Annotated in this window: 23 protein-coding genes; 13 read left to right on the top strand and 10 right to left on the bottom strand. The window is 63.5% G+C overall.

All coding sequences use genetic code 11. The features are described from left to right. Positions 1-72: 72 nt before the first annotated feature. From SAZ10_RS07140 to SAZ10_RS07130, 3 genes are all read right to left on the bottom strand, one after another. Positions 73-1,119, bottom strand: coding sequence for an aldo/keto reductase (locus SAZ10_RS07140; RefSeq protein WP_318608518.1), 1,047 nt, complete (start codon positions 1,117-1,119; stop codon positions 73-75). A 142-nt stretch (positions 1,120-1,261) separates the two neighbouring features. Then, on the bottom strand, positions 1,262-2,143 hold the full coding sequence (locus SAZ10_RS07135; protein WP_318608517.1) for a LysR family transcriptional regulator: 882 nt from the start codon (positions 2,141-2,143) through the stop codon (positions 1,262-1,264). Between the two features lie 227 nt (positions 2,144-2,370). Beyond that, positions 2,371-2,835, bottom strand: a complete 465-nt coding sequence (locus SAZ10_RS07130) for a MarR family winged helix-turn-helix transcriptional regulator (protein ID WP_318608516.1) — start codon at positions 2,833-2,835, stop codon at positions 2,371-2,373. A gap of 304 nt (positions 2,836-3,139) precedes the next feature. Between SAZ10_RS07130 and SAZ10_RS07125 the strand changes: the two genes are divergently transcribed. The 7 genes from SAZ10_RS07125 to SAZ10_RS07095 all read left to right on the top strand — a co-directional run bounded on the left by SAZ10_RS07125 (position 3,140) and on the right by SAZ10_RS07095 (position 11,408). Beyond that, the gene (locus SAZ10_RS07125) at positions 3,140-3,544 is read left to right on the top strand and encodes a hypothetical protein (protein WP_318608515.1); all 405 of its coding nucleotides are present in this window, start codon (positions 3,140-3,142) and stop codon (positions 3,542-3,544) included. Between the two features lie 509 nt (positions 3,545-4,053). Further along, positions 4,054-5,922: an adenine deaminase gene (locus SAZ10_RS07120; RefSeq protein ID WP_318608514.1), complete on the top strand. Its 1,869-nt coding sequence runs from the start codon at positions 4,054-4,056 to the stop codon at positions 5,920-5,922. Positions 5,923-6,031: 109 nt separating this feature from the next. Next, a complete protein-coding gene (locus tag SAZ10_RS07115; protein ID WP_318608513.1) occupies positions 6,032-7,015 on the top strand; it encodes a BMP family protein in 984 nt (327 codons plus the stop codon). 64 nt (positions 7,016-7,079) lie between these two features. Then, complete coding sequence (locus tag SAZ10_RS07110; protein ID WP_318609109.1) at positions 7,080-8,657, top strand: ABC transporter ATP-binding protein; 1,578 nt, start codon at positions 7,080-7,082, stop codon at positions 8,655-8,657. Next, complete coding sequence (locus tag SAZ10_RS07105) at positions 8,654-9,721, top strand: ABC transporter permease (protein WP_318608512.1); 1,068 nt, start codon at positions 8,654-8,656, stop codon at positions 9,719-9,721. The genes SAZ10_RS07110 and SAZ10_RS07105 overlap by 4 nt, the downstream gene beginning before the upstream one ends. Further along, entirely contained in the window at positions 9,718-10,674 is a 957-nt protein-coding gene (locus SAZ10_RS07100) for an ABC transporter permease (protein WP_318608511.1), read from the top strand. Before SAZ10_RS07105 ends, SAZ10_RS07100 begins: the two co-directional genes overlap by 4 nt. Positions 10,675-10,676: 2 nt before the next feature. Beyond that, complete coding sequence (locus SAZ10_RS07095; RefSeq protein ID WP_318608510.1) at positions 10,677-11,408, top strand: creatininase family protein; 732 nt, start codon at positions 10,677-10,679, stop codon at positions 11,406-11,408. Positions 11,409-11,499: 91 nt separating this feature from the next. On the opposite strand, the gene SAZ10_RS07090 is transcribed toward SAZ10_RS07095, so the two are convergent. From SAZ10_RS07090 to SAZ10_RS07075, 4 genes are all read right to left on the bottom strand, one after another. Further along, a complete protein-coding gene (locus tag SAZ10_RS07090) occupies positions 11,500-11,979 on the bottom strand; it encodes an SRPBCC family protein (RefSeq protein WP_318608509.1) in 480 nt (159 codons plus the stop codon). Then, a complete protein-coding gene (locus SAZ10_RS07085) occupies positions 11,963-12,319 on the bottom strand; it encodes a metalloregulator ArsR/SmtB family transcription factor (RefSeq protein WP_318608508.1) in 357 nt (118 codons plus the stop codon). The genes SAZ10_RS07090 and SAZ10_RS07085 overlap by 17 nt, the downstream gene beginning before the upstream one ends. Before the next feature lie 125 nt (positions 12,320-12,444). Beyond that, entirely contained in the window at positions 12,445-13,332 is an 888-nt protein-coding gene (locus SAZ10_RS07080; protein WP_318608507.1) for a PfkB family carbohydrate kinase, read from the bottom strand. A gap of 107 nt (positions 13,333-13,439) precedes the next feature. After that, positions 13,440-14,528 carry a LacI family DNA-binding transcriptional regulator gene (locus tag SAZ10_RS07075; protein WP_318608506.1) on the bottom strand — a complete coding sequence of 363 codons (1,089 nt, stop codon included), beginning with the start codon at positions 14,526-14,528 and terminating at the stop codon, positions 13,440-13,442. 263 nt (positions 14,529-14,791) lie between these two features. Here SAZ10_RS07075 and SAZ10_RS07070 point away from each other — a divergent pair, with 263 nt between their 5' ends. The 3 genes from SAZ10_RS07070 to SAZ10_RS07060 all read left to right on the top strand — a co-directional run bounded on the left by SAZ10_RS07070 (position 14,792) and on the right by SAZ10_RS07060 (position 17,422). Next, the gene (locus tag SAZ10_RS07070; RefSeq protein ID WP_318608505.1) at positions 14,792-15,637 is read left to right on the top strand and encodes an ABC transporter substrate-binding protein; all 846 of its coding nucleotides are present in this window, start codon (positions 14,792-14,794) and stop codon (positions 15,635-15,637) included. A gap of 70 nt (positions 15,638-15,707) precedes the next feature. Continuing rightward, positions 15,708-16,634, top strand: a complete 927-nt coding sequence (locus tag SAZ10_RS07065) for an amino acid ABC transporter permease (RefSeq protein ID WP_318608504.1) — start codon at positions 15,708-15,710, stop codon at positions 16,632-16,634. Continuing rightward, the gene (locus SAZ10_RS07060; protein ID WP_318608503.1) at positions 16,634-17,422 is read left to right on the top strand and encodes an amino acid ABC transporter ATP-binding protein; all 789 of its coding nucleotides are present in this window, start codon (positions 16,634-16,636) and stop codon (positions 17,420-17,422) included. Before SAZ10_RS07065 ends, SAZ10_RS07060 begins: the two co-directional genes overlap by 1 nt. 1 nt (position 17,423) lies before the next feature. Here the strand turns inward: SAZ10_RS07060 and SAZ10_RS07055 are convergent, their stop codons facing one another. Genes SAZ10_RS07055 through SAZ10_RS07045 form a run of 3 tightly spaced genes read right to left on the bottom strand, consistent with a single transcriptional unit; the run spans position 17,424 to position 20,105 of the window. Next, on the bottom strand, positions 17,424-18,362 hold the full coding sequence (locus SAZ10_RS07055; RefSeq protein WP_318608502.1) for an ornithine cyclodeaminase: 939 nt from the start codon (positions 18,360-18,362) through the stop codon (positions 17,424-17,426). Positions 18,363-18,372: 10 nt separating this feature from the next. After that, on the bottom strand, positions 18,373-19,083 hold the full coding sequence (locus tag SAZ10_RS07050; protein WP_318608501.1) for a GntR family transcriptional regulator: 711 nt from the start codon (positions 19,081-19,083) through the stop codon (positions 18,373-18,375). A 20-nt stretch (positions 19,084-19,103) separates the two neighbouring features. Continuing rightward, positions 19,104-20,105, bottom strand: coding sequence for an SIS domain-containing protein (locus SAZ10_RS07045; RefSeq protein ID WP_318608500.1), 1,002 nt, complete (start codon positions 20,103-20,105; stop codon positions 19,104-19,106). Between the two features lie 143 nt (positions 20,106-20,248). Here SAZ10_RS07045 and SAZ10_RS07040 point away from each other — a divergent pair, with 143 nt between their 5' ends. From SAZ10_RS07040 to SAZ10_RS07030, 3 genes are all read left to right on the top strand, one after another. Beyond that, positions 20,249-21,739: an FAD-dependent oxidoreductase gene (locus SAZ10_RS07040; protein WP_318608499.1), complete on the top strand. Its 1,491-nt coding sequence runs from the start codon at positions 20,249-20,251 to the stop codon at positions 21,737-21,739. A 122-nt stretch (positions 21,740-21,861) separates the two neighbouring features. Further along, positions 21,862-22,704, top strand: a complete 843-nt coding sequence (locus SAZ10_RS07035) for a sugar phosphate isomerase/epimerase family protein (RefSeq protein WP_318608498.1) — start codon at positions 21,862-21,864, stop codon at positions 22,702-22,704. A 21-nt stretch (positions 22,705-22,725) separates the two neighbouring features. Then, positions 22,726-24,810, top strand: a complete 2,085-nt coding sequence (locus tag SAZ10_RS07030) for an FAD-dependent oxidoreductase (protein ID WP_318608497.1) — start codon at positions 22,726-22,728, stop codon at positions 24,808-24,810. Positions 24,811-24,854 lie beyond the last annotated feature (44 nt).

Here is a 24,854-nt window from a genome sequence, read left to right as displayed (position 1 = left end):
GGGAGTACGGGAACAGGGGAATGGAGGGCCGTTCCCGGCTTCTTTCCCATACTCCCCTACTCACTTACTCCCTTACCCGCGATCAATCACCAAATCCGCCTCGCCGAACCGTCTGTTCGCGGTGAAGGCCTGGTGCCAGTAGGGATAGATCACCGGTGGCCGGCTCACACGATCGAGCCGCGCGCGCTCCTCGGCGGTGAGCTTCAGCTCGGCGGCGGCGATGTTGTCTCTGAACTGCGCCTCGTTGCGCCCGCCGATCACGAGCGTGGCGACGGCAGGCCGGCCGAGCAGCCAGGCAAGCGCCACCTGCGCTGCCGAGACGCCGCGTGCCTCGCCGATCTCGACCAGCACGTCGACAATGTTCCAGAGCCGGTTCTCGTCACGGATCGGCGGTTCGGTCCAGCCGGCGAGCTGGCGCGTGCCTTCCGGCGTGGCCTGGTTGCGGCGGTGCTTGCCCGAGAGCAGCCCCCCGGCGATCGGGCTCCACACCATCACGCCGACGCCCTGGTCGACGGCGATCGGCAAAAGCTCGTATTCGGCTTCGCGCGCCTCGAGCGTGTAGTGGATCTGCTGCGTGATGAAGCGCGGCAGGCCCTGCCGTTCGGAGACGCCCAGCGCCTTCATCAAGTGCCAGCCGGAATAGTTGGAGCAGCCGGCGTAACGGATCTTGCCCTGCTGGATCAGCGTATCCAGCGCGCCGAGGGTCTCTTCCAGCGGGGTCGTGCCGTCCCAGGCATGCATGAGGTAGATGTCGATGACATCGGTCTTGAGCCGCCTCAGGCTGTCCTCGCACTGGCGAATCAGGTGATAGCGTGACAGGCCCTCATCGTTTGGTCCGTCGCCCATGCGCATGCGTGCCTTGGTGGCGATCAGGACGTCGCCAGGGCGCTTTCCGCCCAGCGCCTCGCCGATGATCTCCTCCGAGGTTCCGCGTGAGTAGACATTGGCCGTATCGATGAGATTGATGCCCGAATCGACGCAAAGGTCGATCAGCCTGCGAGCCTCGGCGAGGTCTGTATTGCCGACTTTGGCAAAGGGTCCGCCGCCGCCGAAGGTCATGGTGCCCATGGTCAGGGTCGAGACTTTCAGGCCTGAACGGCCGAGTGTGCGGTATTCCATCGTGAGGTCCTCGCGGTTGGTCGGCCGGCAATCTTCAGGCGGGCCGGGCAGCAGCTATCGTGTGAGCTGTCGGATTTTTCCGGCAATTAGCGCGCAAGCACAAGTGGGCAAACAGGAGCGGGCGAGCGCCGCCTTCAAGCCTTCAAGCAAAGAGCGCGCGGTCCTTCTCCACCCGGCTGGCGATGAAGCTTGCCACCGTCTGCACGCGGCGCATCGGGCGCATGCTCTCGTGATAGACGAGCCAATAGGCGCGGCGGATCGGCCTTGCGGCGAGAACCGGCACCAGTTCCGGGCTCGCACGAGCGATGAAGGCGTGCAGCATGCCGATGCCGGCGCCCGAGCGCACTGCCTCGACCTGTCCGAGTGCCGAGGAAATCTCGAAGCGTGCATTCCATTGGGGGCTGAACTCCGCCGCATAGTCGAGCGACGGGCTGGCGACGAGGTCGCCCACATAGCCGACGAGGCGATGGCATGTGAGTTCGGCGATGGTCTGCGGCAAGCCGTGTTGCTCCGCGTAGCTCCGCGAGGCGTAAAGGCCTAGCGAATAGTCGACGAGCTTGGCCGCCACGAGCCGGCCTTCGGTCGGCCGGTCGACGGTGATCGCGATATCGGCCTCGCGCCTGGAAAGCGAGAAGGAACGCGGCACCGGCACGAGTTGGATCGAGAGATCTCGGTGCTCTGCGGTCAACGCACCGAGCCGTGGCGCCAGATAAGCCACGCCGAAGCCGTCGGGCGCGCCGATCCTGACGCTGCCGGAGACGGCCTCACCCTCGCCGGCGATCTCGTCGCGGGCGGCAATCATGTCGGCTTCCATGCGCTCGGCCACGCCGAGGAAGCGCTCGCCGGCGGCCGTCAGCTCGCTGCCGGCCGTGTGGCGACGGAACAGCTTGGCGTTGAGCGCTGTCTCCAGCGCCGCGATCCGGCGCGAAACGGTTGCGTGATTGAGGTCCAGCCGCCGCGCCGCGCCCAGAATCTGTCCGGCGCGGGCCACGGCGAGGAAGATGCGCACGTCGTCCCAGTTCATAGCGCCCCTCTACAGCCGAACCCGCGACAGGGGTAGCAGTTCGATCGGCTGGTGGGGAGGGGCCTCAGGAGCAGGGAGACGGTCATCGTCCGAAAAGACGGGCGCCGCCGGTAAGGTTAGCCGCCGGGGACAGTTTACTTTTTGCCGCGGAAAGGCACTGCATTTGGCCGAAGTCGCGCTGGCGGCAAAAAGTAAACTGTCTCCAGGAGCGCACTCGCCGGGCGCGACTAGCCTTTCTGCCCTGCTGCCGGCTTGCCCTCTCGCGGCCACACGCCCGAGGCAGCCTTGATCACTTCCTTGAGGGCGTGCTCCAGCGCGGCCCTTTCATCGGCCGAAAAGTTGGAGATCGCTTCGGCGATAGCGGCGGTCGGATCATGCTCGAGGATGGTGCGGGCGTTATCGGTAATTTCCAGATGCTCGGCCCGCCCGGCCGGCTGGTTGTCGGCCTTTCGCAACAGCCCTTTGGAGATCAGTGTCCGCACCGTCCGGCTAACCGGACCATTGGCAAACCCCTGAAAACGGGCCAGTGCGCTTGCCGTGCGCGCACCGTCCGACGCCTTCGAGAAATATCGCAAGGCGGTCCACTGCGCCGGATACAGACCGTCGGCATAGCCGATCGAATGCAGCGACCTGCCCGCAAGTTCGAGCAGTTCGATGAGAGCTGAGACGGATGCAGGATCGTCAGGAATCAAGGTCTGGTCTTCACGAAGTCTGAGGGGCTGGTAGCCACGCCTACAGTGATTCTATGCCATCGCCGACATTATGAAAATGGGCATCCCCACGAGAAGGGGTGACGGGCTGTCGAAGGCTCGCGGCTGCACGGTTTCTCAATCGTACGATCCCCATTTCGCCTGCCCAGGCTTTGCCCGAACTTGACCGGATTGTGGCAATTTCCCTGAATCAGATCGGTTACACGGGCGCACCCGCTGCAGCATCGGTCAGAAACAATCGGTGCCTAGTATTCTTTCCCAAGGGAATAGATCACAGGCAAGAACAATGTCCGGAATAACCAGAAATCCGAAGTCGGACCTCATCACGCAAGTGACCGAGCGCCGCACGGTGTTTCAGCGGCTGGCGCTGCGGCGGCGTTCGCATGAGCATCCAATCGCCATGTTTGCCACGATCGTGGCGGCTGCTTTCGTGTGGATACTGGTGCCGGGCGAGCCGGTGGTGAGACCTGCCGCGAGCGCACCGATCAAGACGCTCGATCATACGACGACGGGCAAGACTTCTCGGCTGCCGATGTCCGCGATCGATCTTGCCTGCGAAGGCCAGGCCTGGGGCGGAGAATCGCTCGACTGCGTGAGGATGATCGCTCGCGAGAGCGGCAAGGCGGACCTCAAGGTCCGCATGATCGCCGATGCCGCGCCCGCCGACCTCAACACCCCCAATATCTTCTAAGGACAGATTTCAAGAAGTCCGCTGACCGTCCAGCGCAACCAGAAACCTCCTGCCGTTTCCCTAGCCGGCAGGGGGTTTTTGATTCATGGCCCGGTGATTGAACCTGACGCTCGGCGTAGGTGCTTCGCCTTGTTCGATCGCCTGCTCGGTCTCAGAATTAAATTAGCAGCTGCGGCGAAGCGGAACCACTTGCTGTTCACTCTGCCGGGTGCTTCGGAGTCGGTAAAAATTATACTGGGCGACTTCGTTCTCATGCTTGAGGGCCGCCTCCGCGCGCCTGGCCATCGGGATCGAGTGGTCGGTTCCTGTGACATTGCGCCTCTCCGTCGCCGCTGCCACTCGCTTTACGATGGGAACGTGTTTCTACCCATTGTTTTGGCGAGCCTGCTTCTCTAGTGAGAGCCGGGAAGAAGCGTGATGCGACCAAGAGATAAGGCGGGCCGAATGAAGCACGCCGTGAAGAGGACACGACGAGGACGAATCATGAGGCCCGTAAGATAGACGTCCGAATGTCACAGACTGCCTCAGCCGACCTTCTGATCGAATCCGGAAATGAAATTGCCGTTCGCCAGGACCTGACCCTTGTCGCGCTCGGCAAGCGACCTGCCGATCTCGTCCTGCAGGTTGGCCGCCTGCTCGACGTCCATTCGAGAAGTTGGCTCGCTAACCAGGAAATAGTCATCAAGGGCCGACGCATTGCCTATGTCGGGCCTGCCGGTTCATGGACCGGTGAGGCTGCGCGGCGCGTGCACGAGCCCGACCTCGCTGCCGTGCCTGGGTTTGGCGAGGCGCATAAGCACATTGAGAGTTCGCACCTGACGCCGGAGTATGAGGCCGCGCTGGTGATGCCGCATGGTGTCACCTGGGTTTGTGAGGCGAGCCACGAATTTTCGAACGTGAACGGCACGCGGAATCTCGAATTTTGGCTGGAAACCCGCCGCCGCGGTCTGCCCATGAAGATTTTCCCGCTGCCGGGCTCGGCGGTGCCGCCGACCGCCTATGAATGGGGCGGAGGCTGGTATGGGTATGATGAGCAGAAGGCCTTCCTGAACGAAAGTCTCATGGTGGCCGGGCTCGATGAGGTGATGGACTGGCCTGCAGTCTGGAATCCCGAGAACCCTTCTTATTCCCGGCTCTGGGGCATGATCCGCGCAACCTTCGAGGCGCGTGGCGTTATCGAGGGCCACGCGGCCGGGTTGCGCGACATCCCGACCATCAGCGCCTTCGCCGCTGCCGGCATGGCGTCGGACCACGAGGCCTGGTTTCCGGACGAGGTCTGGGACAAGCTTACCCATGGGCTTTTCGTCGAGCTTCGGCCGCACTCGCTGCCCGACATCATCAAGGGGCTGATCGCAAAAGGGCTTTCCGACTGGTCGCAGGTCGCCTTCGTCACCGACGACCGCAGCGCGACCGATACGCTCAAACTCGGCGCAACTGATTACAATGTCCGGCTCGCGATAGAGAGCGGCCTCGCGCCAGAGATCGCCATCCAGTGCGTGACAATCAACCCGGCACGCCACATGCGGCTGACCCCCTGGGTCGGCTCGATTGCGCCCGGCCGTTTCGCCGATATCGTGCTGCTCGACGACGTGGCGGGGCTTTCGATCGCCAAAGTATGGGCCGATGGCCGGCTTGTGTCGGAAGGGAAGGTCTTTGTCGGTGAACTGCCAAAGATCGACTGGCCGGATTGGGCAACCAGCACGGTTAAGATCGAGCGAACGGTGACGGCTGAAGATTTTCGTATCCCAGCGTCCTCGAACGGCCCAACGGCGAAGGCGGCGCTGCTACGACCATTTCACTGGCACGACGATTTCATCACCATGGACCTGCCGGTGGTCGACGGCGCGGTCGAGCGCGATCCGGACCGCAATGTCACAAAATTCGCGATCGTCGATCGCTTCTCCGGCCAGGCGAAAGTCGCAAAGATGTTCTGGCTCGGCACCGGGCCGCGCACGCCGAACGCCGCGCTCGGCAGCACGCTCGGTCATGACAAGCACAATATCTGGGTCGTCGGCTCATCCGATGCAGCGATGGCAATGGTCGCGAATGCGCTGGCCGAGCAGCAGGGCGGCTGGGTTCTGGTCACGGGCGGCAAGGTTGTGGCGCGCGTCCGGTATGAGGTCGGCGGACTGATGACCGCGCGCCCGGCGGAAGCGCTCGACGCTGAGATGCAGGCGCTCTATGCCGAGGGCGCCAAGATCGACTGGATGTATGAGCCGACCTTCTCGCCGCGCTGGTGGCCGGGCTTTCCCGAGCGCCTCGCCTTCGCAACACTCACCTGCGCACCGTGGCGCTGGGTTCTCGTAGCGCCGTCGGAGCACGCGCCGGAAGGCTTCGTCAATGTGGCCACGGGCGAGACGCATCCGGTAGTGTGGTGAACATGGCAAAACGAACACCGTCCAACTCCGGGTGTGCCTGGGCAGATGGCAGTTTTCCGCTCCCGGCCGAATTCGGGCCCAGCAAATGCAAGCTGAACTAAGGGGAACAATGATGATCAACAGAATGATGCACGGTCTGAAGCTGGCAGCTCTCGCGCTGTCGCTTGTTTTTGCGGTTACGCTAGCCGCCGCTGCCGATAGCCTCAAGATCGCGATGGTGATGCCCGGTCCGATCAGTGACAATGACTGGAATTCGGTCGGCTATAACGGCCTGCAGGCGGCAGCAAAGGCACTCGGCGTGGAGGTCGCCTATTCGGAGAACGTTTCCGACGCAGACGCGGAGCGCGTTCTGCGCGATTATGCCTCGCGCGGCTATGGACTGATCTTCGCTCATTCCTTCTCCTTCGGCGACGCGGCGCTGAATGTCGCCGAGGATTTTCCCGATACCGTCTTCATGGCCGGCACGGCGAAGGAGCTTTCGGCCAATCTCGGCACCTATTCCAATCCCGACTATCAAGGCGCTTATCTCGCAGGTATGCTCGGCGCGGGCGCCTCGAAGACCAAGATGATCGGTTGGGTCGGTGGCATGCCGGCACCGAACATGGTGGCGAACCTTCATGCATATGAGGCCGGCGCGAAGGAAATGGTGCCGGACGTCAGGGTGCTCCATACCTTCATCGGCTCGTGGTTCGATCCGCCTAAGGCCAAGGAGGCCGCGATTGCGCAGGTCGAGCAGGGCGCGGATGTGCTTTCCGCGCAGGGCGTCGGCGTGATCGATGCAGCGATCGCCAAGAATGTCTATGCGCTCGGCGCCATGACCGACCAGAACCACCTCGGCCCGAAAGTGGTGCTGACCAGCGTCACCTGGGATCTCGGCCCGTTGGTGACCGCTGTCGCCAAGGCGGTTCAGGACAAGAGCTGGAAGAGCGCGAACTGGTCCTACGGCATTGCCGAAGGCTCCGTGAAACTTGCCGACTTCCACGGCCTCGATGCGGGGGTCCCGCCAGAGGTGCTGAAGGCGGTCCAGGCGAAGTTCGAAGCCATCAAGTCCGGCGCCTTCACGGTGCCGCTCGACACCACGGATGTGCAGTAAGGGCAGGTCCGGTTCACTCTGACCTTAGAGCGGTCATGGCCGGAAAAGTCCGGCCGTGACCGCCATGTCGGCCACAAGCTCGATGGACAATTCTCCATTTCCTCTCCTCGACATGCGTGGCATCCGCGTCGTGTTCGGGCTGCTCGTCGCGAACGACGCCGTAGACCTTGCGGTTCGTGCAGGCGAGATTCATGCGCTTCTCGGTGAGAACGGCGCCGGAAAATCGACGCTGATGCGCGTGCTGGCCGGGCTCATCGTTCCCGATGCAGGCGAAATCCGCATCGGCGGCCGGATCGAGCCGGTTGGTTCGGCGCACGAGGCGATGCGGCTCGGCATCGGCATGGTCCACCAGCATTTCATGCTTGTCCCGACGCTTACAGTTGCCGAGAATGTCTGCCTTGGCCTGGCGAGCACGGGCCGCTTCTTCCCCGACCTGAAGACGGCTGCAGCGAAAATTCGCGATCTCGCCTCGACCTATGGCCTCGATGTCGATCCGAACGCCCGTGTCGCCGACCTCTCCATCGCCGGGCAGCAGCGCGTCGAGATCCTCAAGGCGCTGTATCGCGGCGCGCGCATCCTGATCCTCGACGAGCCGACGGCGGTACTGACGCCGCAGGAAACGGAGGGCCTGTTCCGTATCCTGCGCGCGCTCGCGTCTGAGGGCACGGCGATCATCTTCATCAGCCACAAGCTGAACGAAGTGATGGCGCTGACGGAGCGCGTCACGGTGCTGCGGCAGGGCAGGGTGGCTGCGTCGGCCGTGACGGCCGAGACGGATGCGCGCCGCCTGGCTCGGATGATGGTCGGGGCGGAGATCGAACTGCCGAAATTGGAGGATGTTAGCGCGGCAGATGATGGCGGCCATCTGCCTGTCGGCCGGGAAAAACGCAGGGGCGACATCCTTCGCGTCTCGGACCTCACATGCCGGGATTCACGCGGCAGTCTTCGGGTCGACCATGCCAGCCTGGTGGTCGGTGCCGGCGAGATCGTCGGTGTCGCCGGCGTCGACGGCAACGGCCAGCAAGAACTCGCCGAGGCAGTGGTTGGACTGCGCCGCGCCGAGGCGGGCACGATCAGCCTTTTGGGTCAGGATGTCACTGCCGCGCCGGTGGCGCGCCGGATTGCACTCGGCCTTGCCCATATCCCTGAGGATCGCCACCGCACCGCATTGGTGGAACCGATGTCGATCGAGGACAACGTCATCCTCGAACAAGTCGGCCGTTCGCCATTCTCCAGGGGAGGTTGGCTCGATCGCGGCGCGACCCGCGCGCTCGCCAGTCAAATTATAGCCGATTTCGACGTGCGCTCGACAGGCCCGGCGCAGAAGGTCGGCACGCTTTCCGGCGGCAATCAGCAGAAGGTCGTGCTTGGGCGGGCACTCTCGCGCGACCCCCGCCTTGTCGTCGCCGTGCAGCCGGCGCGTGGTCTCGACGTCGGCGCCACGGCCTTCGTCCACCGTGCGCTTCTCGCCCGCCGCGCGGCCGGGGCCGGCGTGTTGCTGATCTCGACTGAACTCGACGAGATCCTCGCGCTTTCCGATCGTATCGTCGTGATGTTCAAGGGGGCGATCATGGGAGAGCTTTCCCGCGCCGCGGTGACGGTGGAGAAGCTTGGGCTGCTGATGGCAGGGCAAGCGGCATGAGCACTGCCGAACTCGCCCCTCAGCCGCGGTTCAAGCTTCCGCCTGCGTTCGGCGGCGGCATCATCGCCGTTGTCTCGGCCTTCCTCGTCGGCGCAGCGCTGATCGCCGCGGTCGGCGTCAATCCGCTCACCGCTTATGCCGCGTTGTTCGAGGCGGCGGTCGGAACGAAGAACGGCCTCGCCGAAACCCTGGTGCGCACTGTGCCGCTCGGGCTCTGCGGTCTCGGCATCGCGCTCGCTTTCCGCGCCGGCGTGTTCAATGTCGGCGCCGAGGGCCAGCTTTTCCTTGGGGGCACTGCCGCTGCCGCGGTCGGGGTGGCGTGCGCCGGCTGGCCGAGCTTCATTCTGCTGCCCGCCATGGCGATCGCAGCGATGCTTGCGGGCGGCCTCTGGTCGGGTTTGGCTGCCTGGCTGAAACTGCGCTTCCGCGCCGATGAGCTGATCACCACGATCATGCTGAACTATGTTGCGATCCATTTCGTCGGCTTTCTGCTGCACGGGCCGCTCAAGGAGCCAAACGGCGCGCTTGCCCAAACGGCGCGGCTCACGAGCGATGCGCGGCTGCCTGTGCTGCTCGCCGGAACACGGCTTCACGCAGGTATCCTGATCGTCCTCGTTGCTGTCGTGCTGGCGCATCTCTTCCTCTGGAAGCGCGTGAACGGCTTCCGGCTGCGGGTCGTCGGCCTCAACCCACGCGCGGCCGAGAACGCCGGCATCAATATCCGTGCCATGATGCTTTTCGGCTTCCTCGTCTGCGGCGCGCTCTCCGGCCTCGCCGGCTTTGCCGAGGTCGCCGGCGTGCAGCGGCGCATGATCGAGAATCTGTCGCCCGGCTTCGGCTATACGGCGATCATCGTGGCGCTGCTCGGCTCCACCAATCCGGTTGGCGTGCTTGCAGCCGCTTTCCTTTTCGCGGCGCTCCAGATAGGCGCGACGACGATGGAATCCGCAGCGGGTGTTCCTGGCACGCTCACCACCGTCATCCAGGGCCTCGTCGTCCTCTTCCTGATCGGTCGCCCGGCACTTTCGCTGCTGCGCGAGCGGTTGGCGGGGAGGCGCACATGAATACGCTCGCCTTTCTGGCCGACCCCGCTTTTGCCGGGTTCCTGGCGGCGTCCATGCGGCTTGCTATCCCGATCATGCTTGCCGCCCTCGGCGGGCTGTTCTCCGAGCGCTCCGGAGTGCTCAATATCGGCCTTGAAGGCGCCATGCTGATCGGCGCGTTCGTCGGCTTCGTCGCGGCTTATCTCTCTGGAAGCCTCGCACTCGGTGTCATGGCGGCCGTCATCGCCGGAATGGCCTTTGGCGTGATCCTCGGCCTCTACACGATCACGCTCGGCGCCAATCAGGTCGTGGTCGGCATCGCAATGAACCTGCTCGCTCTGGGCGTTACTGCGTTCTTCTATCGGCTGATTTTCGGTTCGGGCACGCAAAGTCCGCGCGTCGATGCCTTCACGCCGCTCGATCTCGGTCTGCTCGCCGATATCCCACTGATCGGGCCACTGCTGTTCCGGCAGGATATTCTCGCTTACATCGCGCTGGCACTGATCCTCGCCGCCTGGTTCGTCATCGCGAAAACCCGCTTCGGGCTAAACATCCGCGCTGTTGGCGAACATCCGGAGGCGGCAGAGACACTCGGCGTCGATGTCTTCCACATCCGTTATGCCGCGATTGCGATCTCCGGATCGCTTGCCGGGCTAGGTGGTGCCTTCCTTTCCCTGTCGGCGACCGGCATCTTCATTGACAACATGACGGCCGGGCGCGGCTATATCGCGCTCGCGATCCTGATCCTGGGCCGCCGCCACCCCTTCGGCGTGCTTCTCGCTGCGCTTCTCTTCGGCGCAGCCGACGCGCTCCAGCTTCGGGCGCAGTTGCTGCCGACCGGCGTGCCGTTCCAGTTCCTTTTGATGCTGCCCTATGTCTTGACCATCATCGTCCTCGCCGGCTTCGTCGGCCGCGACGGTGCCCCCGCAGCGCTCGGCGTTCCCTTCCGGCACAGCCGATCCGGAGAAACTTGACCATGCTCGATCTTAACGCCGCCACCTGGCCCGAAGTGAAGGAAGCCGTCGAAAAAGGCGCCGTTGCGGTGCTCGCCGTCGGCGCGCTCGAACAGCACGGGCATCATCTGCCGCTCTCGACTGATACCGTGATGTCACAAGGCGTCGCACGCCGGATCGCCGAGACTATCGATGGGCTTTTGCTACCGCCAATCGCCTATGGTGACGCCTGGAATAACGAGGCGTTCGCCGGCACGATCTCGCTCGGACCCGATACGATCCGCGCGGTCTTGATCGACATCGGCCGCGGCCTCGCGCGCGGCGGGTTCAAGGCGCTCGTCATTATCAATGGCCATTTTGGCAATCGCGAGCCTATCGCACTTGCTGCCCGCGCTCTGAAAATGGAGCATGGCTTTCCGGTCCTGCATCTCGACTATCCCGGCATGGAAAGGATTGCGTCGGAGGTCTGCGACAGCAAGCCCGCAGCGCCGACTTTCTATCACGCCGACGAGGTCGAGACCTCGATGATGCTGGCGCTCGCGCCGGAATTGGTGCGGATGGACAAGGCCGCGTCCGAATATCCGGTATTCCCGAAAACCTTCGGCATGGAAGCCATGGGCCTCGACACATTTAACAGGAGCGGCGTCTTCGGCGATCCGCGCCCCGCAACCGCTGTGAAAGGCGAGGCGCTCATGGCCGGGATCCTGGAACAGAGCGTTCGGCTCATCCAGGCATGGCTCAGCAAAGTTGGATAGAGCGGCGTGGCGGTTCAATTGAACGCACGCCGCTCTAGTTGTGTCCGCTTGGTGGCGTCGCCGCGATTTTTGTCGGCAGATCGTCCCTGGCTCAGCCGTTCAGCCAGTCGGCGAGGCCGTCCAGCGTCTGCAGCCCGTATTCCACCGCGCCGAAGCCGATGACCACCTGACGCCGCTCGCGGCTGGGGTGGAGCTGGCGCATGGTCAGCACGGTCTTGCCGTCCGCCTGCTCATCGAAGGTCACTGTGACGCGGAAACGGTCAGGGTCGTCAGGGTCGGGCGTGCCGTAGTCCATCACAATCCGCTCGTTCGGCACGATCTCCAGAAAGCGCATGAGGTTGGGGAAGCGCCGCTCCTGACCCTCGAACACGCCCACCATGTCGAAGCGCCAGAGCCCGCCCTCGCGGATATCGGCCTCGTGGCTCTCGATCGTGAGGCCGGCCGGGCCGTACCATTGGGCCAGAGCCTTGGGGTCCATCCAGGCGGCAAAGACCTTATCGCGCGGGTGGTTCAGCAACTTCACGAGCACGATCTCGCGATCGAGCGACCACGTCTCAAACAGATTTGCCATGTCCTTCGTCATCCTCTTCCGTCTTGTCCAAGTAGACTTCCAGCCGATCCAACCGCTCGGCCCAGCGCCGGCGCTCCGCTTCCATCCAGTCCGCCGCCTCGTCGAAGCGCGCCTGCACCAGCCGGCACCAGCGGCTGCGCCCGCGCTTCTCGCTGGCGATCAGCCCGCAATCTTCCAGCACCTTGAGATGCTGGGAGAAGGAGGGCAGCGCCATGTCGAAAGGCTCGGCGAGGACGGTGACCGGCACCTCGCCCTCAGCCAGCCGCGACACCACCGCGCGGCGGGTCGGGTCGCTTAGGGCATGAAAGGCAAGGTCGAGGGGATTCGAATGGTAAGGCATATGCCTTATTAAGACGAGTCAGGGAGCTGGTCAAGGACAATAAGGCAGTTGCCTTAGTGTCCGGTGTCCCCACAGCTCGAATCCCCGAAGTTGAACTCCGGAGACCGGTAAGCCAATCGACCTTGTCAGACTTCCTGAGGAGCTTCCGCAGGTCTGGTGGCGCGGTAGATTTCATCGAGCGTCATCATGTTTGACAGATCTACGCTCATGGGTGCGGGATGACCGAATGCCCCGCTGGTCAGGCAGGTATCCGCCGCGGCCGCGGCCGCTCTCGCAAGGATCGCGTTCGGCTGGTCGCGATGAAGGAGCCCCACCAGAACGGTCGCGATGAACGTGTCGCCCGCACCCAAGGTATCGACAGCTTTGACCGGGCTGGCGGTCGCCTCGAAGACACCCGCCTCGCCGATCAAAAGGGCGCCTTCGACGCCCCTCGTGACGAGGCTCCAACTCGCGCCTGCCGCGTGCGCGCGACGGCCGAGCGCAAGGGCCTCATCGCGGGATGTCCCGCCGCCTGAAAAGGCGATCAGGAAGCAATGCGGGGCAACCTGCGCAATGCGTGCCGGGTCGTGAACGGTTGCCAGGTCGTAGGAGACCTTCGTCGCCCGGGCGAAGCGCGGCAGCCAGGCATCGACATGGCTGGACCGCCCGGTGTGAATGGCGTCGAAATCTGGAAGCCGCGCCAAGTCTTTCGCCGAGGGTGCGATAATGGATACGCCAAGATGGGCCCCGACGAACATCCGCTCGCCGTCCTGAGTTTCGATCACGCAGTAAGCGGTCTGGCCCGGCTCTATCCGCAGCGAGGAAACGTCGACCCCTTCCTCGATCAGCGCCTGCCTGATCAGGCGTCCGGCATCGTCGTCACAGACTGCCCCAACATAGGCCGTCTCGGCGCCGGCCCGGTGGGCGAAAACGGCGTGATTTACGCAGTTTCCGCCGGGGAACATCAGGTCCTTGTCACGGTAGCAATCAACCACATTGTCGCCGAAGGCGAGTATTCTGACGGCGCGAGACATCAGGCAGGACTCTCCTGAGAAAGGGAAAGTGAGAACGTTCTCAATTACAGAACTGGTTCACGGTAGGCAAATGGAATCCTGCACCCCGCATTGCTGGCCGGTGCGGGTCAGAGCCGGGCAACGGACCCGCGTTCGATCAGTTCGGCCGGCATCAGAACGGTGCGTGGCGGATAGTCCTCGCCCCGAATGCGCTCGAGCAGCATTCGCGCGGCGGCCTCGCCCATGGCAAGGCGAGGTTGCGCGACTGTCGTAATGCCCGGGCGATGGAAACTCATCCAGTCGAGATCGTCGAAGCAGATAATCGATACGTCCTGCGGGATCGACACTTTCAGTTCGGAAAGGGCACGCATTGCGCCTTCGGACATGGTGCCGTCGGTGGTGAAGAGCGCTGTCGGCGGATCGGTCGCCTCCATCAGGCGCGGGACGACCGCTTGCGCCGCAACGGCGGAATAACTGCCGGCTCGTAGGGCCAGGCGCGGGTCCACGGGCAGGCCTTCGATCCGGTGCGCCCGGATATAGCCGAGAAGGCGTTGCCAACTCGGGTAAAGCGTCTCGCTTTCAATCGGATCGCCGGCGACGGCGCGCGCCAGGAACGTGTCCAGTCCGCCGCTCTCCTCGTCCACGAGTTCCGCCACGATGCCAATTCGCCGGTGCCCGGCGGCGATGAGATGACGTACCGCGTGTTCGGCCGCGGCGATATTGTCGGTCGCCACGCGGTCGACCATCAGGCCCGCCACGGCGCGGTCGATCAGCACGAGCGGCACGCCCATGCCCTTGATATTGTGCAGATGCCGCGCCTTGCGCGTGTCACTGGGGGTAACGATCAGGCCGTCCACCTGTTTCTGCGCAAGAAGTTCGACCGAGTGAACCTCCTTGGACTGGGCTTCGTCGCTGTTGGTGATCAGGAGCCCGAAGCCGTTCGCCTCAGCGACATTGGAGATTCCGCGCAAGACCGAGGCATAGAAGGGGTTCTGGATATCGCCGGCCACCACGCCGAGCGTTCGGGTCTTGCCGGTGATCAGGCCTCGCGCCAGCGCATTGGGTCGGTAGCCGAGAGTTTGGGCAGCCCTGAGGACCTGGTCCTTTTTTTCTTCGCTGGTGTAGCCGTAGCCACCCAGGACTCGACCGGCCGTGGCCGTAGAAACGCCTGCAACGCGGGCCACATCCGCGATCGTCGCCTTGCCCTTCTCAGCCAAGTGGAATCCTTCTCACATTGGGATGTCAACAGAATGAGAATTTATCATGTCCATTCTGCAGATGAACGGCAAGCCCTTCCCGACGTTGGCTGCTCCAATCCGCTTTTCTGGGCTGTGGAAACAGCTATCCCTAAAAAGCGGCGCTTGACGGATGATGCTTCTCAGTATCTCATATGTGAGAGCGTTCTCGCCGCAATTTCACAGAAGGGGACAAGTGAACGCTATGGGGGACCTTTGGGTCTAATCACAAGAAGGAGGCTGTGATGTTGAAATCCGTACTGGCTGGTTGTGTGCTGAGCGCGGTGCTGGCGATGCCGGCGCTTGCCGACGTCATCCCCGCCCTGCACGACGCCCTGCCGCAGGAATACAAGGACAACGGCATCAAGGCCGCGGTCTTCAACGACTGGGCGCCCGATGAATACCTCGATTCCGACGGCCAGCTGAAGGGCTGGAGTGTCGATATCGCCAAGGAAATGGAAGATCGCCTCGGCGTGCCCTTCAAGTTCGAGGGCACGAGCTTCGACGCCATCATCCCGGGCCTCCAGTCCAAGCGTTTCGACGCGGGCTTCTCTTCCTTCGGCACCACCGCCGAGCGCCTGAAGACGCTCGACTTCGTTTCCCAGCGCAAGATCGGCACTTCATTCGCTTATCCGGCGGACAGCAAGCTTGACATCAAGTCCGCGGCGGACGCCTGCGGCCTTACGGTCGCCGTGCTGAACGGCTCCTGGGACATCGGTCTCCTCGAGAAGCTGAACGCCAACGAGTGCAAAGACAAGCCCGTGGTCATGCAGACGCACAGCACGCAGGCCCAGGCCGAGCTTGCCGTTCGGTCATTGCGCGCGCAGGCGACTGTCGCCGGCTCCGTCAAGCTCGCCTACATGGCCAAGCAGACGGGAGACCTGAAGGTGTCGGAACTGGTCCTGTCCCCGGTCAACAGCTGCATCGGCGTTCGCAAAGGCGATCCGCTCGGCAAGGTGATGGCTGATGCGATTCAATCGATGATCGACGACGGCACCTATGAGAAGATCATGGCCAAGTGGGGCCTGAACGACTCCGGTGTGCTGACCAAGGCGCTTCTGATTACGGAAGAGAATCCGGCGGACCTCTAAGGGCCACCCCGGCCCGGGGATTGCTTCGGGTCGGGGGCCAGGTGGCCCGGGATCGCAGCAAGGAATGACGATGTCTAAAGAACCGCCACGCCGCCCTTCGATCCACGACCTCAAGCCTATCGCGGTACCAAAGATAGGCCACTGGATCGGCGGCGTGGTTCTGGCGGTGTTCGCAGTCATCTTTCTGCAGGTTCTCGTTACCAACAAGAACATGCAGTGGGGCGTCGTCGCCGAATACATGCTGAGCCCGGCCATCCTGTCGGGCCTGGGCATGACTCTGCTGCTGACGTTCCTTGCGATGGTCCTGGGTCTTGCGATTGGCGTCGTTCTGGCGATCATGCGCCTGTCCAGCAGCCGCGTCTTCCAATCCGTGAGCTGGGGCTGGATCTGGTTCTTCCGCGGCGTGCCGCCGCTCGTGCAGATGATCTTCTGGTACAATCTGGCGCTTCTTTTGCCCGAGCTTGCCATCGGCGTCCCGTTCGGCGGGCCGAAACTGGTTGCGTGGCAGACGAACGACCTCATTACTCCCTTCAGCGCCGCCATTATGGGCCTTGCCTTCACCGAAAGCGCCTACGCGGCCGAGATGATCCGTGCCGGCATCCAGGCGGTGAATGTCGGCCAGACGGAAGCTGCCGCGACGCTCGGCATGACACGCGGCCAGACGCTTCGCCGGATCGTGCTGCCGCAGGCGCTTCGCATCGTCATCCCGCCGATCGGCAACGACACGATCTCGATGCTGAAATTCACGTCGCTGGTCTCGGTGTTGGCGCTGCCCGATCTCCTCTATTCCGCACAGATGGTCTACGCACGTACGTATCAGACGGTTCCTCTGCTGATCGTCGCGACCATTTGGTATCTCGTGCTCACCACGGTCCTGACGGTCATAGAACACGCCGTCGAGCACCGGTTGAAATCCGAACATCCCCGCGCCGGCTCGAGGAAATCCCGTGGCATCCTCTCCTTCCGTCTGTTCGCGTACCAGCAGGAGGCTTTGTGATGGGTGAACGTCCGAGCGTCGAGCCCCTCCTCAAAGTTGAGCGCCTGCGCAAGAGCTTCGGCACGCACGAGGTACTACGCGGTATCGACGTCGCGGTGACGCGCGGCGACGTCACTTGCATCGTCGGCCCATCGGGCTCGGGCAAGAGCACGCTTCTGCGCTGCCTGAACTATCTCGAAAAGCCAAGCGGCGGGGCGATCTTCCTCAACGGCGTGCCGGTCGGCGTGCGTTGGAAGGGCGACAAGCTGTACGAGATGAGCTTCAACGAACTCGCCCGCCAGCGCCAGCGCATGGGCATGGTCTTCCAGGGCTTTCATCTGTTTCCGCACAAGACCGTGCTGGAAAATGTCATCGAAGCTCCGGTCCTCGTGAAGCGCGTCCCGCGCGCCAGGGCGATCGAAGACGCGATGGTGCTTCTGGATCGCGTCGGCATGAAGGAGCGCGCGAGCTACTATCCCGCGCAGCTTTCCGGCGGCCAGCAGCAACGCGCGGCCATCGCCCGTTCATTGGCGATGAAGCCGGACGTCATGCTGTTCGACGAACCGACCTCGGCGCTCGATCCCGAGCTCGTGGGCGAGGTGCTGGCCGTGATGCGCCAGCTCGCCGATGACGGGATGACCATGGTTGTGGTGACCCACGAAATGGGCTTCGCCCGGGATGTCGCCGATCATCTGATCTTCATGGATGGCGGTGTGATCGTCGAACAAGGCAACCCGGTCCAGGTGCTGACGCGCCCGCAGCATGAGCGCACGCGCGCGTTCCTGGCGCGTGTTCTGGCTGAAGCCTGAGTCAGCCGATCGCTCCTGCAAGGGCCGAGGCAGTGAACAGGTCGAGATGGGCGCCGCCATTGTTCTTGAAGACCGTGATCTGATCGGCGCGGGTGCGCCCCTCAACGCTTCCCTGAACGAGCTCGAAGAGATCTGCCCTGACAGCATCCCACGTGATCGCGCCCGAGGCGACGGCCTGTGAGAGGTCGCCGCCGCCTTTCATGTTGTTTCTGGTGTCGATGAAGATCGTGCCTCGCGCGAGGGCCGTGTCGTCGGCCTCGCGAAGCGTGGGGAGATATGCGCCCACCAGATCGAGGTGCGTGCCGGGACGCAGGAGCGCCCCCTTGACCAGCGCCTTGTCCGACATGGTGACGCAGGACACCACATCCGCTTTCGAGACCGATGCATCCAGATCTCCGCTGACCGTGGAGTCGATGCCCTTTTCGCGAAGCTGGGCGGACACGGCCTCGGCTCGGGTCTTTGTGCGGTTCCATATTCTCACTCGGCGCAGGGAGGGTCGCGCTGCCAGATGCGCCTCGGCGAAATGCGGTGCGAGCGCTCCGGCCCCGACGATCAGTAGCTCCTCCACGTCTTCCCGGGCCAGGATGGTCGCGCCGAGGGCGGAATCGGCGGCTGTCTTGCGTGCCGTCATGGCCGCGCCGTCCGCCACAATGAGCGGTGCGCCCGTTTTGCCGTCGAAGAGGGCTACCAGACCCTGAACTGCGGGTTGCGGCGGCTGAAGGGTCGTGTTCTGCGGAAAGACGCCGACCATCTTCACCACGATCGGCCCGCCGGGCGCCCAGCCTGGCAAAGTGACGAACTGCGCCTCGCCGCCCGCGGGATCGGACTGCACCACGACATCCGACACGGGCATCTGCCCCAGATGCGCCTTGCGCAGCGCTTCGATCAGAAAGGGCCAGGGAAGCGCTGCATGGACGGCGCTCGCATCGAAAGCATGCATGTCGAACCTTTCAGATCTTGATCGTATAGGTGACGAGATGGCTTGGGGTAACGAGTTGCGACAGCGCGAGCGGCCGCCCGTCCGCATCGGTCACCATCTTTTCGATCCGATAGACCGGCTGGGTCGATTTCACCGAAAGCACATTGCGCTCGGAAGGCGAGGCGAGGCCGACATCGATCTGCCGCTCGGCATGGGCCGGCACGATGCAGGCCTTGTCGCGGAGTGCAGCAAAGAAGGATCCGCCCGCGGCGACCGGCTCGATCACCTCCGGAAAACGCGCCGCATCGAACCAGAGCGTTTCCAGCGTCATTGGCATGCCGTTGTCTTCCAGCAGGCGGTCAAACCGTATCAGGGCCGCAGCCTGCAGCCGACCGCGGATAGCCGGTGCGTCTGGATTGTCTTCGCGCGACAGGATGCGATGCCCTGCCTTGCGCCCCAAGCCGTCCATGGTCTCGGAAAAGCCGGACAGCGAGACGAGCGTTTGCCGCACCTTGGCCGGCATGACCACCGTGCCGCGGCCCTGCTGTCTCTGCAGTCGGCCATCGGCGCACAGATCGCCAATGGCGCGTCTGAGCGTAATCCGGCTGACGCCGTAGAGCGACATCAGTTCAGGTTCCGGAGGCAGGAAGCTGCCTTCGGCGAACTGGCCAGATAGAATTCCGGCCAGGATCGAGCGTCGTACCTGTTCATAGAGCGGCAAGACGTTCGTTTGATCTTCCATCCGCCCTTTTCCAAACTCGATCAGTAGCTGATCTTCTTCATGTAGCGCCGGCCCGCCAGCATTTCGTGCTTGCGGAGATCGGCGATCTTGTAGGCGAAACGCCAGAGCGTGTCGAAGAAGATCAAAGGTACCACATTGCCGCGGAACCGCGGATCGATGCCGGAGAGATTGAGCTTCTCGGCATCGAGAACCAGGATGTTCTCCGCCGAGCCGAACCGGTGCAGAAACACGTCGGCGCGTTCCTCGAGCGGGCGTGTGCTGTCGATGCCCTTCAGCAGAATGAAGGAGCGGTCCTTGTCTAGCACCTCGAATGGGCCATGGAAGAACTCGTTGGCGTGGATCGCCTGGCTGTTGATCCACTGCATTTCCATGAGCACACATATGGCGAAGGAGTAGGCCGCACCGAAACTCGCACCGCTGGCGACGGTGTAGATCACGTCTTGTTTGGCGAAGCGGGGCGCGTAGTCTTCGAATATCGGCGCAAAGGCGGCGTGAGCGCGGTCGATCGCCGGCTGCAGGGCACAGAGGCTGTCGATCAGCGTCTCTGTCAGGTTTTCGCCGCCGGTCAGCGCAACGAGCCCCATCACGATCTGATAGATCCGGGAATAGTTGCTGTCCTTGGCATCGATCGGCACGCCGGTCGTGTATGGCGCTTCGAACCCGACGACGTGGTCGACCGCTTTTGCGAGCGGTGAGGCGGGCTCGACCGTCAGGCCGATTGTCGTCGCGCCCTTCGCGCGCGCGAATTCGGCCGCGGCCGTGGTTTCCTTGGTGGTGCCGGTCATCGAGCACAGGATGACAAGCGAGCTCTTGTCCAGCGAGCGTGGCGCGCGGGCGACGAACTCGGCGGCGTTGTAGACGTCGGACGGCAGCGGCGAATGTTGGTCGAGCAGGAACTTGGCCGGATGCATGATCGACAGCGAGCCACCGCAGGCAACGAAGAAGACGTGCTTCACCGAATTTGCATCTAGAGCGGAGAGCGCCGCAACGACGCCTGGGTCGAAGGTGGAGGGCAGAGACATTGGTGCGCCTTTCGATATGACGTTATAATACGTATTATAAAAATTCGCGCTTGGGTCAACCCAGCTTGACAGCCATGTCGAAGATTTGCGAACGTTCTCACATTTGGACGCCTATGTCGTCTATGGCAGGGACGGAATTGAATGTGAGTCAGGTCTACGACGCCGTGGTCATTGGGGGCGGCATCATCGGCGCGGCCGCAGGGCAGCATCTGACGGCGGCGGGCTATCACACGCTGCTGGTAGAGCGCGACGACTATGGTTCGGGCACCTCCAGCAAGACGTCGCGGCTGCAGCACTGCGGGCTTGGCTATCTCTCCGCCGCCAGCGGCTCGATTGCCGCCTTTCTCGCCCATCCGCGAAGCGCGATGGAGTGTTTCAACCTGATGCGCCGCTCGATGCAGGGGCGGGCGGAATTCGTGCGAACCTCGCCCGAGCGGGTCAAGCCCGTCACCTTCGTTGTTCCCCTGACGCGGGAGAACGCCATTCCGCGCTGGAAAGCACGCCTGGCCTTCAGGCTGATGGCGGCGAGCGATGCGGGCCAGGTTCCGCTGGACCTCCGCATCCTGTCCGCCGCGGAGGCGCGGGCCCATCCGGCCCTGGAGGGGATGGCGGGGCTCGAGAGCATTCGCGGCGCAATCATCTTCACCGAGTACCAGTACCATTGGCCCGAGCGGATCGTGGTCGACACGGTGATGACGGCGCGCGCGATCGGCATGGAGGCGCTGAACCATACCGCCGTTACTGCCCTGGCCCGTGAGGACGATCTTTGGCGGCTCACGCTCACGGCGGAAGAAGGATCGCGCGACGTAATGGCGCTTGCGGTCGTCAATTGTGCGGGCGTCTGGGTGGATGAGATCACGGCCCTCGCCGGTGCTACGCATATTCGCAAGAATATCGGCGAAAAAGGCACGAACATCGTCCTCCGCCTTCCCGAGAACCTGCGTGGCATCGGCTTGGAAACGGTGACTGCGGCCGGCGCGCCGTTCTATCTGATACCGTGGGGTGAGCTGCATTATGTCGGCCCGTGGGATTGCGCATCGGACGGCAAGCCCGAAGGTTTTCGTGCGACCGAGGAGGAGATCGCCGCCATCCTCGATCAGCTGGGGCGGCTGTTTCCCCGGCTTGGCGTGAGTCGCGCGGACGTGCTCTACTCCTGGGCGGGCGTACGGCCCCGCAGCATCGCCAGGGACGGCAAAGGCCCGGGCCCCGCGGTCCGGGAGCACGATCTTACCCCCGAAGGACTCCCGAACCTCTTCACCTTTACCGGCGGGCTGCTGATGACCCATCGAGATGCCGGAAGGCGGCTCACACGTGCGGTGGCCCGCCGGGTCAAACCATCCGGGCCCCCGCGCCCACTTCATCCTACATCGCTGCCACGGAAGGATCTGGATTCGATTACGGAAGCGTACGTCGCTCATGCCGTGCTCAACGAGCAGGCCCGCACGCTGTCGGACATCCTGCGTCGACGTCTTTCGGTGGGTTGGGAGCCGGACCTCGGCCTTAGTCATGCGGAAACGGCTGCGAGATTGGCCGCTCCGCATCTCGGCTGGACGCCGGAGGAAACCAAGGCTCAGATCGCCGGCTTCATTCGTGAAACAACTGCCGAATTCGGCCTGAGGCACGCACTGCACTGATCAGCAACAAGTCTGCCGATAAGCCTAAGCGGCGGCCATTTGTGAGCGGAGAACGCTCTCACACAATTGACGAAAGTTCCTGAATTCGGCCGCTCAGGCGGCCTCTGCTGGAGGGGAATGCAATGGCTCTGGATGAGCGCAACATCAGCGCGATGAACTTCCACTATGTCCGGCATACGATGGACCGGTTTCTTGCCGATGTATTGGACGCTGGCGTCTCGCGCATCGAGCTCTGGGCGGCCGCGCCGCACTTCTACATCGGAGACAAGACACTGACCGAGGCACGCGCGCTGGGACAAAAAGTCCGCGGCATGGGTCTCGAGATCGTGGCCTTCACGCCGGAGCAGTGCATCTACCCTATCAACATCTCCGCCAAGGAGCGGGAATTGCGCGATCGGTCCGTGCGCTATTTCCTCGAATCCATGGAGTTCGCCGTCGAATGCGGTGCTCCGGCGCTGCTGGTGACGGCGGGCGGCGGATATCGCGACGAGCCGACCTCCGAAGCGCTGGACCGCTGCGTGGAGTCCATGGGCATTCTTTGCGACCGCGCGCAGAAGCTTGGTCTCGACCTCTGGATGGAGTCCCTGCCAGACTCCTTCGCCAACATCATCCGGTCGGCCAAGGAAATCCGCGATCTGATGGACGAGCTCGCCAGTCCCGCGCTTTACGCCGTCTACGATGTCGCGGGCGCTCTGATGACCCGTGAGCAGCCCGAAGACTATTTCACCCATCTCGCCGGCCGCGTCGCGCATGTGCATTTCACCGACTCTGACGCAGCCGGCAGCCATCTCGCATGGGGCGACGGCATCATCGATCTCGACAAGCTCGTCGCCTATCTCCGCAGCCAAGACTACGAGGGTTCGCTGACGATCGAGCTCACCAACTGGAAATACAATGTCGACCCCACCCCGCCGCTGAGGCAGTGCGTCGAGGCCATGCGCAAGGCGCTCGCCCCGGTTCGCTAACCCGCATTCAGGGAGAGGGACATGGAGGAACGGCTATCACCTGACGCGCCGGAGGAGGCGGCCTCCACGCCAACCGATGCTGCGAGGGGCAAGACGGATCCGCTGCTGCGCTCGTTGCAGATCGGGCGGCTCACTCTGCGCAATCGGATCATGAGCACCAGCCATGAAACCGCTCTCGACGACCGCGGCTATCCGCTCGAGGCCTACCAGCGCTATCACGAGGAGAAGGCAAAGGGCGGTCTTGCCCTGACCATGTTCGGCGGATCGGGGCGCATCTCCGCCGATACGAGCTGGGGCGGTACGCAGCTTGATTTCACAAGCGACGCAATCATTCCGGTCTTCCAGCAGTTTGCCGAACGCATCCATGGCCAGGGCGCGGCGGTGATGTGTCAGATCTCGCATGTCGGCCGGCGGGCGAACGCCACGGTCGGCCCCTGGCTTCCTGCGCTTGGTCCTTCCCATTCCCGCGAGGATTACAACCGCAGCTTCGCACATGAGATGGATCGCCAGGACATAGCGCGCATCGTGCGCGAGTTCGGCCAAGCCGCCCGGCGGGCGCGGGAGGGCGGGCTGGACGGCATCGAAACCATGACAGGCGGCCATCTGATCGGACAGTTCCTGTCACCCATGGTCAATCGCCGCAAAGACGAGTTCGGTGGATCGCTGGAAAACCGGATGCGATTCCTTCGCATGGTCTATGTGGAAATCCGCACCCAGGTCGGCGCTGATTATCCGCTCGGCATCCGCTTTACGATCGACGAGGACCACGCCGACGGGTTGAGCTTTCCCGAAGCAGTCGAGGTCGCCAACATGCTCGAGCGCGAGGGGTTGGTCGACTTCCTAAACTGCATATTCGGCCGGTTCGACACCCGGCTTAACCTGCTTGTCTACAATATCCCCGACATGACGGCCGCATCTGCGCCGTGGCTTCGCCGCGTCGGAGCGTTCAAGGCGGAGACGAGCCTGCCGGTCTTCCACGCCGCCAAGATCTCGGATGTCGCCACGGCGCGACATGCTGTCGACGCCGGGCTCGTCGACATGGTCGGCATGACGAGGGCGCACATGGCGGATCCGCAGATCATCAACAAGCTGCGCTCGGGGAGGGAGGAGCAAATCCGTCCCTGTGTGGGCGCCTCGCACTGTCTCTACCGTCCCGTCCATTGCATTCACAATCCGGCAACAGGACGCGAGACCTGGCTGCCGCAGGTGATCGAGCTTTCGCCCAACGCTGGGTGGAGGGCGGTCGTTGTGGGCGGCGGGCCGGCAGGGCTGGAAGCAGCGCGCGTGCTCGCCGAGCGAGGACACAAGGTCTTGTTGCTTGAGGCGGCGGACCGTCTGGGCGGGCAGCTCGTGCTCGCCGCAAGAGCCCGGCTTCGGCGTGACCTGATCGGGATAGTCGACTGGCGCATCGCCGAGCTGGAGCGGCTCGGCGTGGATGTTCGTCTCAACACCTATGCGGAGGCGTCTGATGTTCTGGCCGAAGCACCCGATCTCGTCCTTATCGCTACTGGCGGCATTCCGGATTTCGGCCCCGTCACCGGCAGCGAACTTTGCCTCAGCGCGTTCGACGCTTTGGGCAACACCACGCAGGTGGCAAATGACGTGCTGATCTATGACGCGACCGGGCGTCATCCCGCACCTTCGGCCGCCACGGAGATCGCGGCGACGGGCAAACGAGTGACCTTCGTTGCCCGCGATCCTTCGATTGCGCCCGAAATGGAGCATCATTCGAGCATCATCTATCGAAAGGTTCTTGCCGAGCATGACGTGCGGGTTCTGCTGGAATACGAACTGGTCTCGGTGAGCGCACGGAGCGGGCGGCGGGAGGCTGTGCTGCGCCACCTGCTGACGGGACGGGAGCTGCGCTCGACCCACTCCCAGATCATCGTCGAGCATGGGACGATCCCGGTGAGCGAACTTTTCGATGAACTGCGGCCCATGTCGGTGAACGATGGCGTAACCGAGATTGAAACCCAGATCGGTCCGGCGCCTCTGCGCCCACGCCCGCCCAGTGGCTTCGAACTTCACAGGATCGGCGACGCCATAAGCAGCCGGTCGGTGCATGCCGCGATGTTGGATGCCTTACGCCTCGGCATCCAATTTTGATGAGTTTGGGCAGCAATTGCCCGCTGGTTTGAACAGAGCCTTGG

It is taken from the genome of Mesorhizobium sp. BAC0120, from assembly GCF_033542235.1.
In the GTDB taxonomy this organism is placed as follows: Bacteria; Pseudomonadota; Alphaproteobacteria; order Rhizobiales; family Rhizobiaceae; genus JAWRCU01.
The sequence above is the reverse complement of the archived record's forward strand: the minus strand, read 5'-3'. Positions and strand labels throughout refer to the sequence as shown.

What these genes read in the sequence shown, in the direction of transcription:
- SAZ10_RS07100 (WP_318608511.1), top strand. Translation starts at nt 9,718, where the DNA reads ATGAATACGCTCGCCTTTCTGGCCGACCCCGCTTTTGCCGGGTTCCTG.
- SAZ10_RS07125 (WP_318608515.1), top strand. Translation starts at nt 3,140, where the DNA reads ATGTCCGGAATAACCAGAAATCCGAAGTCGGACCTCATCACGCAAGTG.
- SAZ10_RS07030 (WP_318608497.1), top strand. Translation starts at nt 22,726, where the DNA reads ATGGAGGAACGGCTATCACCTGACGCGCCGGAGGAGGCGGCCTCCACG.
- SAZ10_RS07060 (WP_318608503.1), top strand. Translation starts at nt 16,634, where the DNA reads ATGGGTGAACGTCCGAGCGTCGAGCCCCTCCTCAAAGTTGAGCGCCTG.
- SAZ10_RS07095 (WP_318608510.1), top strand. Translation starts at nt 10,677, where the DNA reads ATGCTCGATCTTAACGCCGCCACCTGGCCCGAAGTGAAGGAAGCCGTC.
- SAZ10_RS07115 (WP_318608513.1), top strand. Translation starts at nt 6,032, where the DNA reads ATGATGATCAACAGAATGATGCACGGTCTGAAGCTGGCAGCTCTCGCG.
- SAZ10_RS07055 (WP_318608502.1), bottom strand. Translation starts at nt 18,362, where the DNA reads ATGCATGCTTTCGATGCGAGCGCCGTCCATGCAGCGCTTCCCTGGCCC.
- SAZ10_RS07050 (WP_318608501.1), bottom strand. Translation starts at nt 19,083, where the DNA reads ATGGAAGATCAAACGAACGTCTTGCCGCTCTATGAACAGGTACGACGC.
- SAZ10_RS07105 (WP_318608512.1), top strand. Translation starts at nt 8,654, where the DNA reads ATGAGCACTGCCGAACTCGCCCCTCAGCCGCGGTTCAAGCTTCCGCCT.
- SAZ10_RS07110 (WP_318609109.1), top strand. Translation starts at nt 7,080, where the DNA reads ATGTCGGCCACAAGCTCGATGGACAATTCTCCATTTCCTCTCCTCGAC.
- SAZ10_RS07085 (WP_318608508.1), bottom strand. Translation starts at nt 12,319, where the DNA reads ATGCCTTACCATTCGAATCCCCTCGACCTTGCCTTTCATGCCCTAAGC.
- SAZ10_RS07035 (WP_318608498.1), top strand. Translation starts at nt 21,862, where the DNA reads ATGGCTCTGGATGAGCGCAACATCAGCGCGATGAACTTCCACTATGTC.
- SAZ10_RS07080 (WP_318608507.1), bottom strand. Translation starts at nt 13,332, where the DNA reads ATGTCTCGCGCCGTCAGAATACTCGCCTTCGGCGACAATGTGGTTGAT.
- SAZ10_RS07070 (WP_318608505.1), top strand. Translation starts at nt 14,792, where the DNA reads ATGTTGAAATCCGTACTGGCTGGTTGTGTGCTGAGCGCGGTGCTGGCG.
- SAZ10_RS07090 (WP_318608509.1), bottom strand. Translation starts at nt 11,979, where the DNA reads ATGGCAAATCTGTTTGAGACGTGGTCGCTCGATCGCGAGATCGTGCTC.
- SAZ10_RS07045 (WP_318608500.1), bottom strand. Translation starts at nt 20,105, where the DNA reads ATGTCTCTGCCCTCCACCTTCGACCCAGGCGTCGTTGCGGCGCTCTCC.
- SAZ10_RS07140 (WP_318608518.1), bottom strand. Translation starts at nt 1,119, where the DNA reads ATGGAATACCGCACACTCGGCCGTTCAGGCCTGAAAGTCTCGACCCTG.
- SAZ10_RS07120 (WP_318608514.1), top strand. Translation starts at nt 4,054, where the DNA reads ATGTCACAGACTGCCTCAGCCGACCTTCTGATCGAATCCGGAAATGAA.
- SAZ10_RS07065 (WP_318608504.1), top strand. Translation starts at nt 15,708, where the DNA reads ATGTCTAAAGAACCGCCACGCCGCCCTTCGATCCACGACCTCAAGCCT.
- SAZ10_RS07135 (WP_318608517.1), bottom strand. Translation starts at nt 2,143, where the DNA reads ATGAACTGGGACGACGTGCGCATCTTCCTCGCCGTGGCCCGCGCCGGA.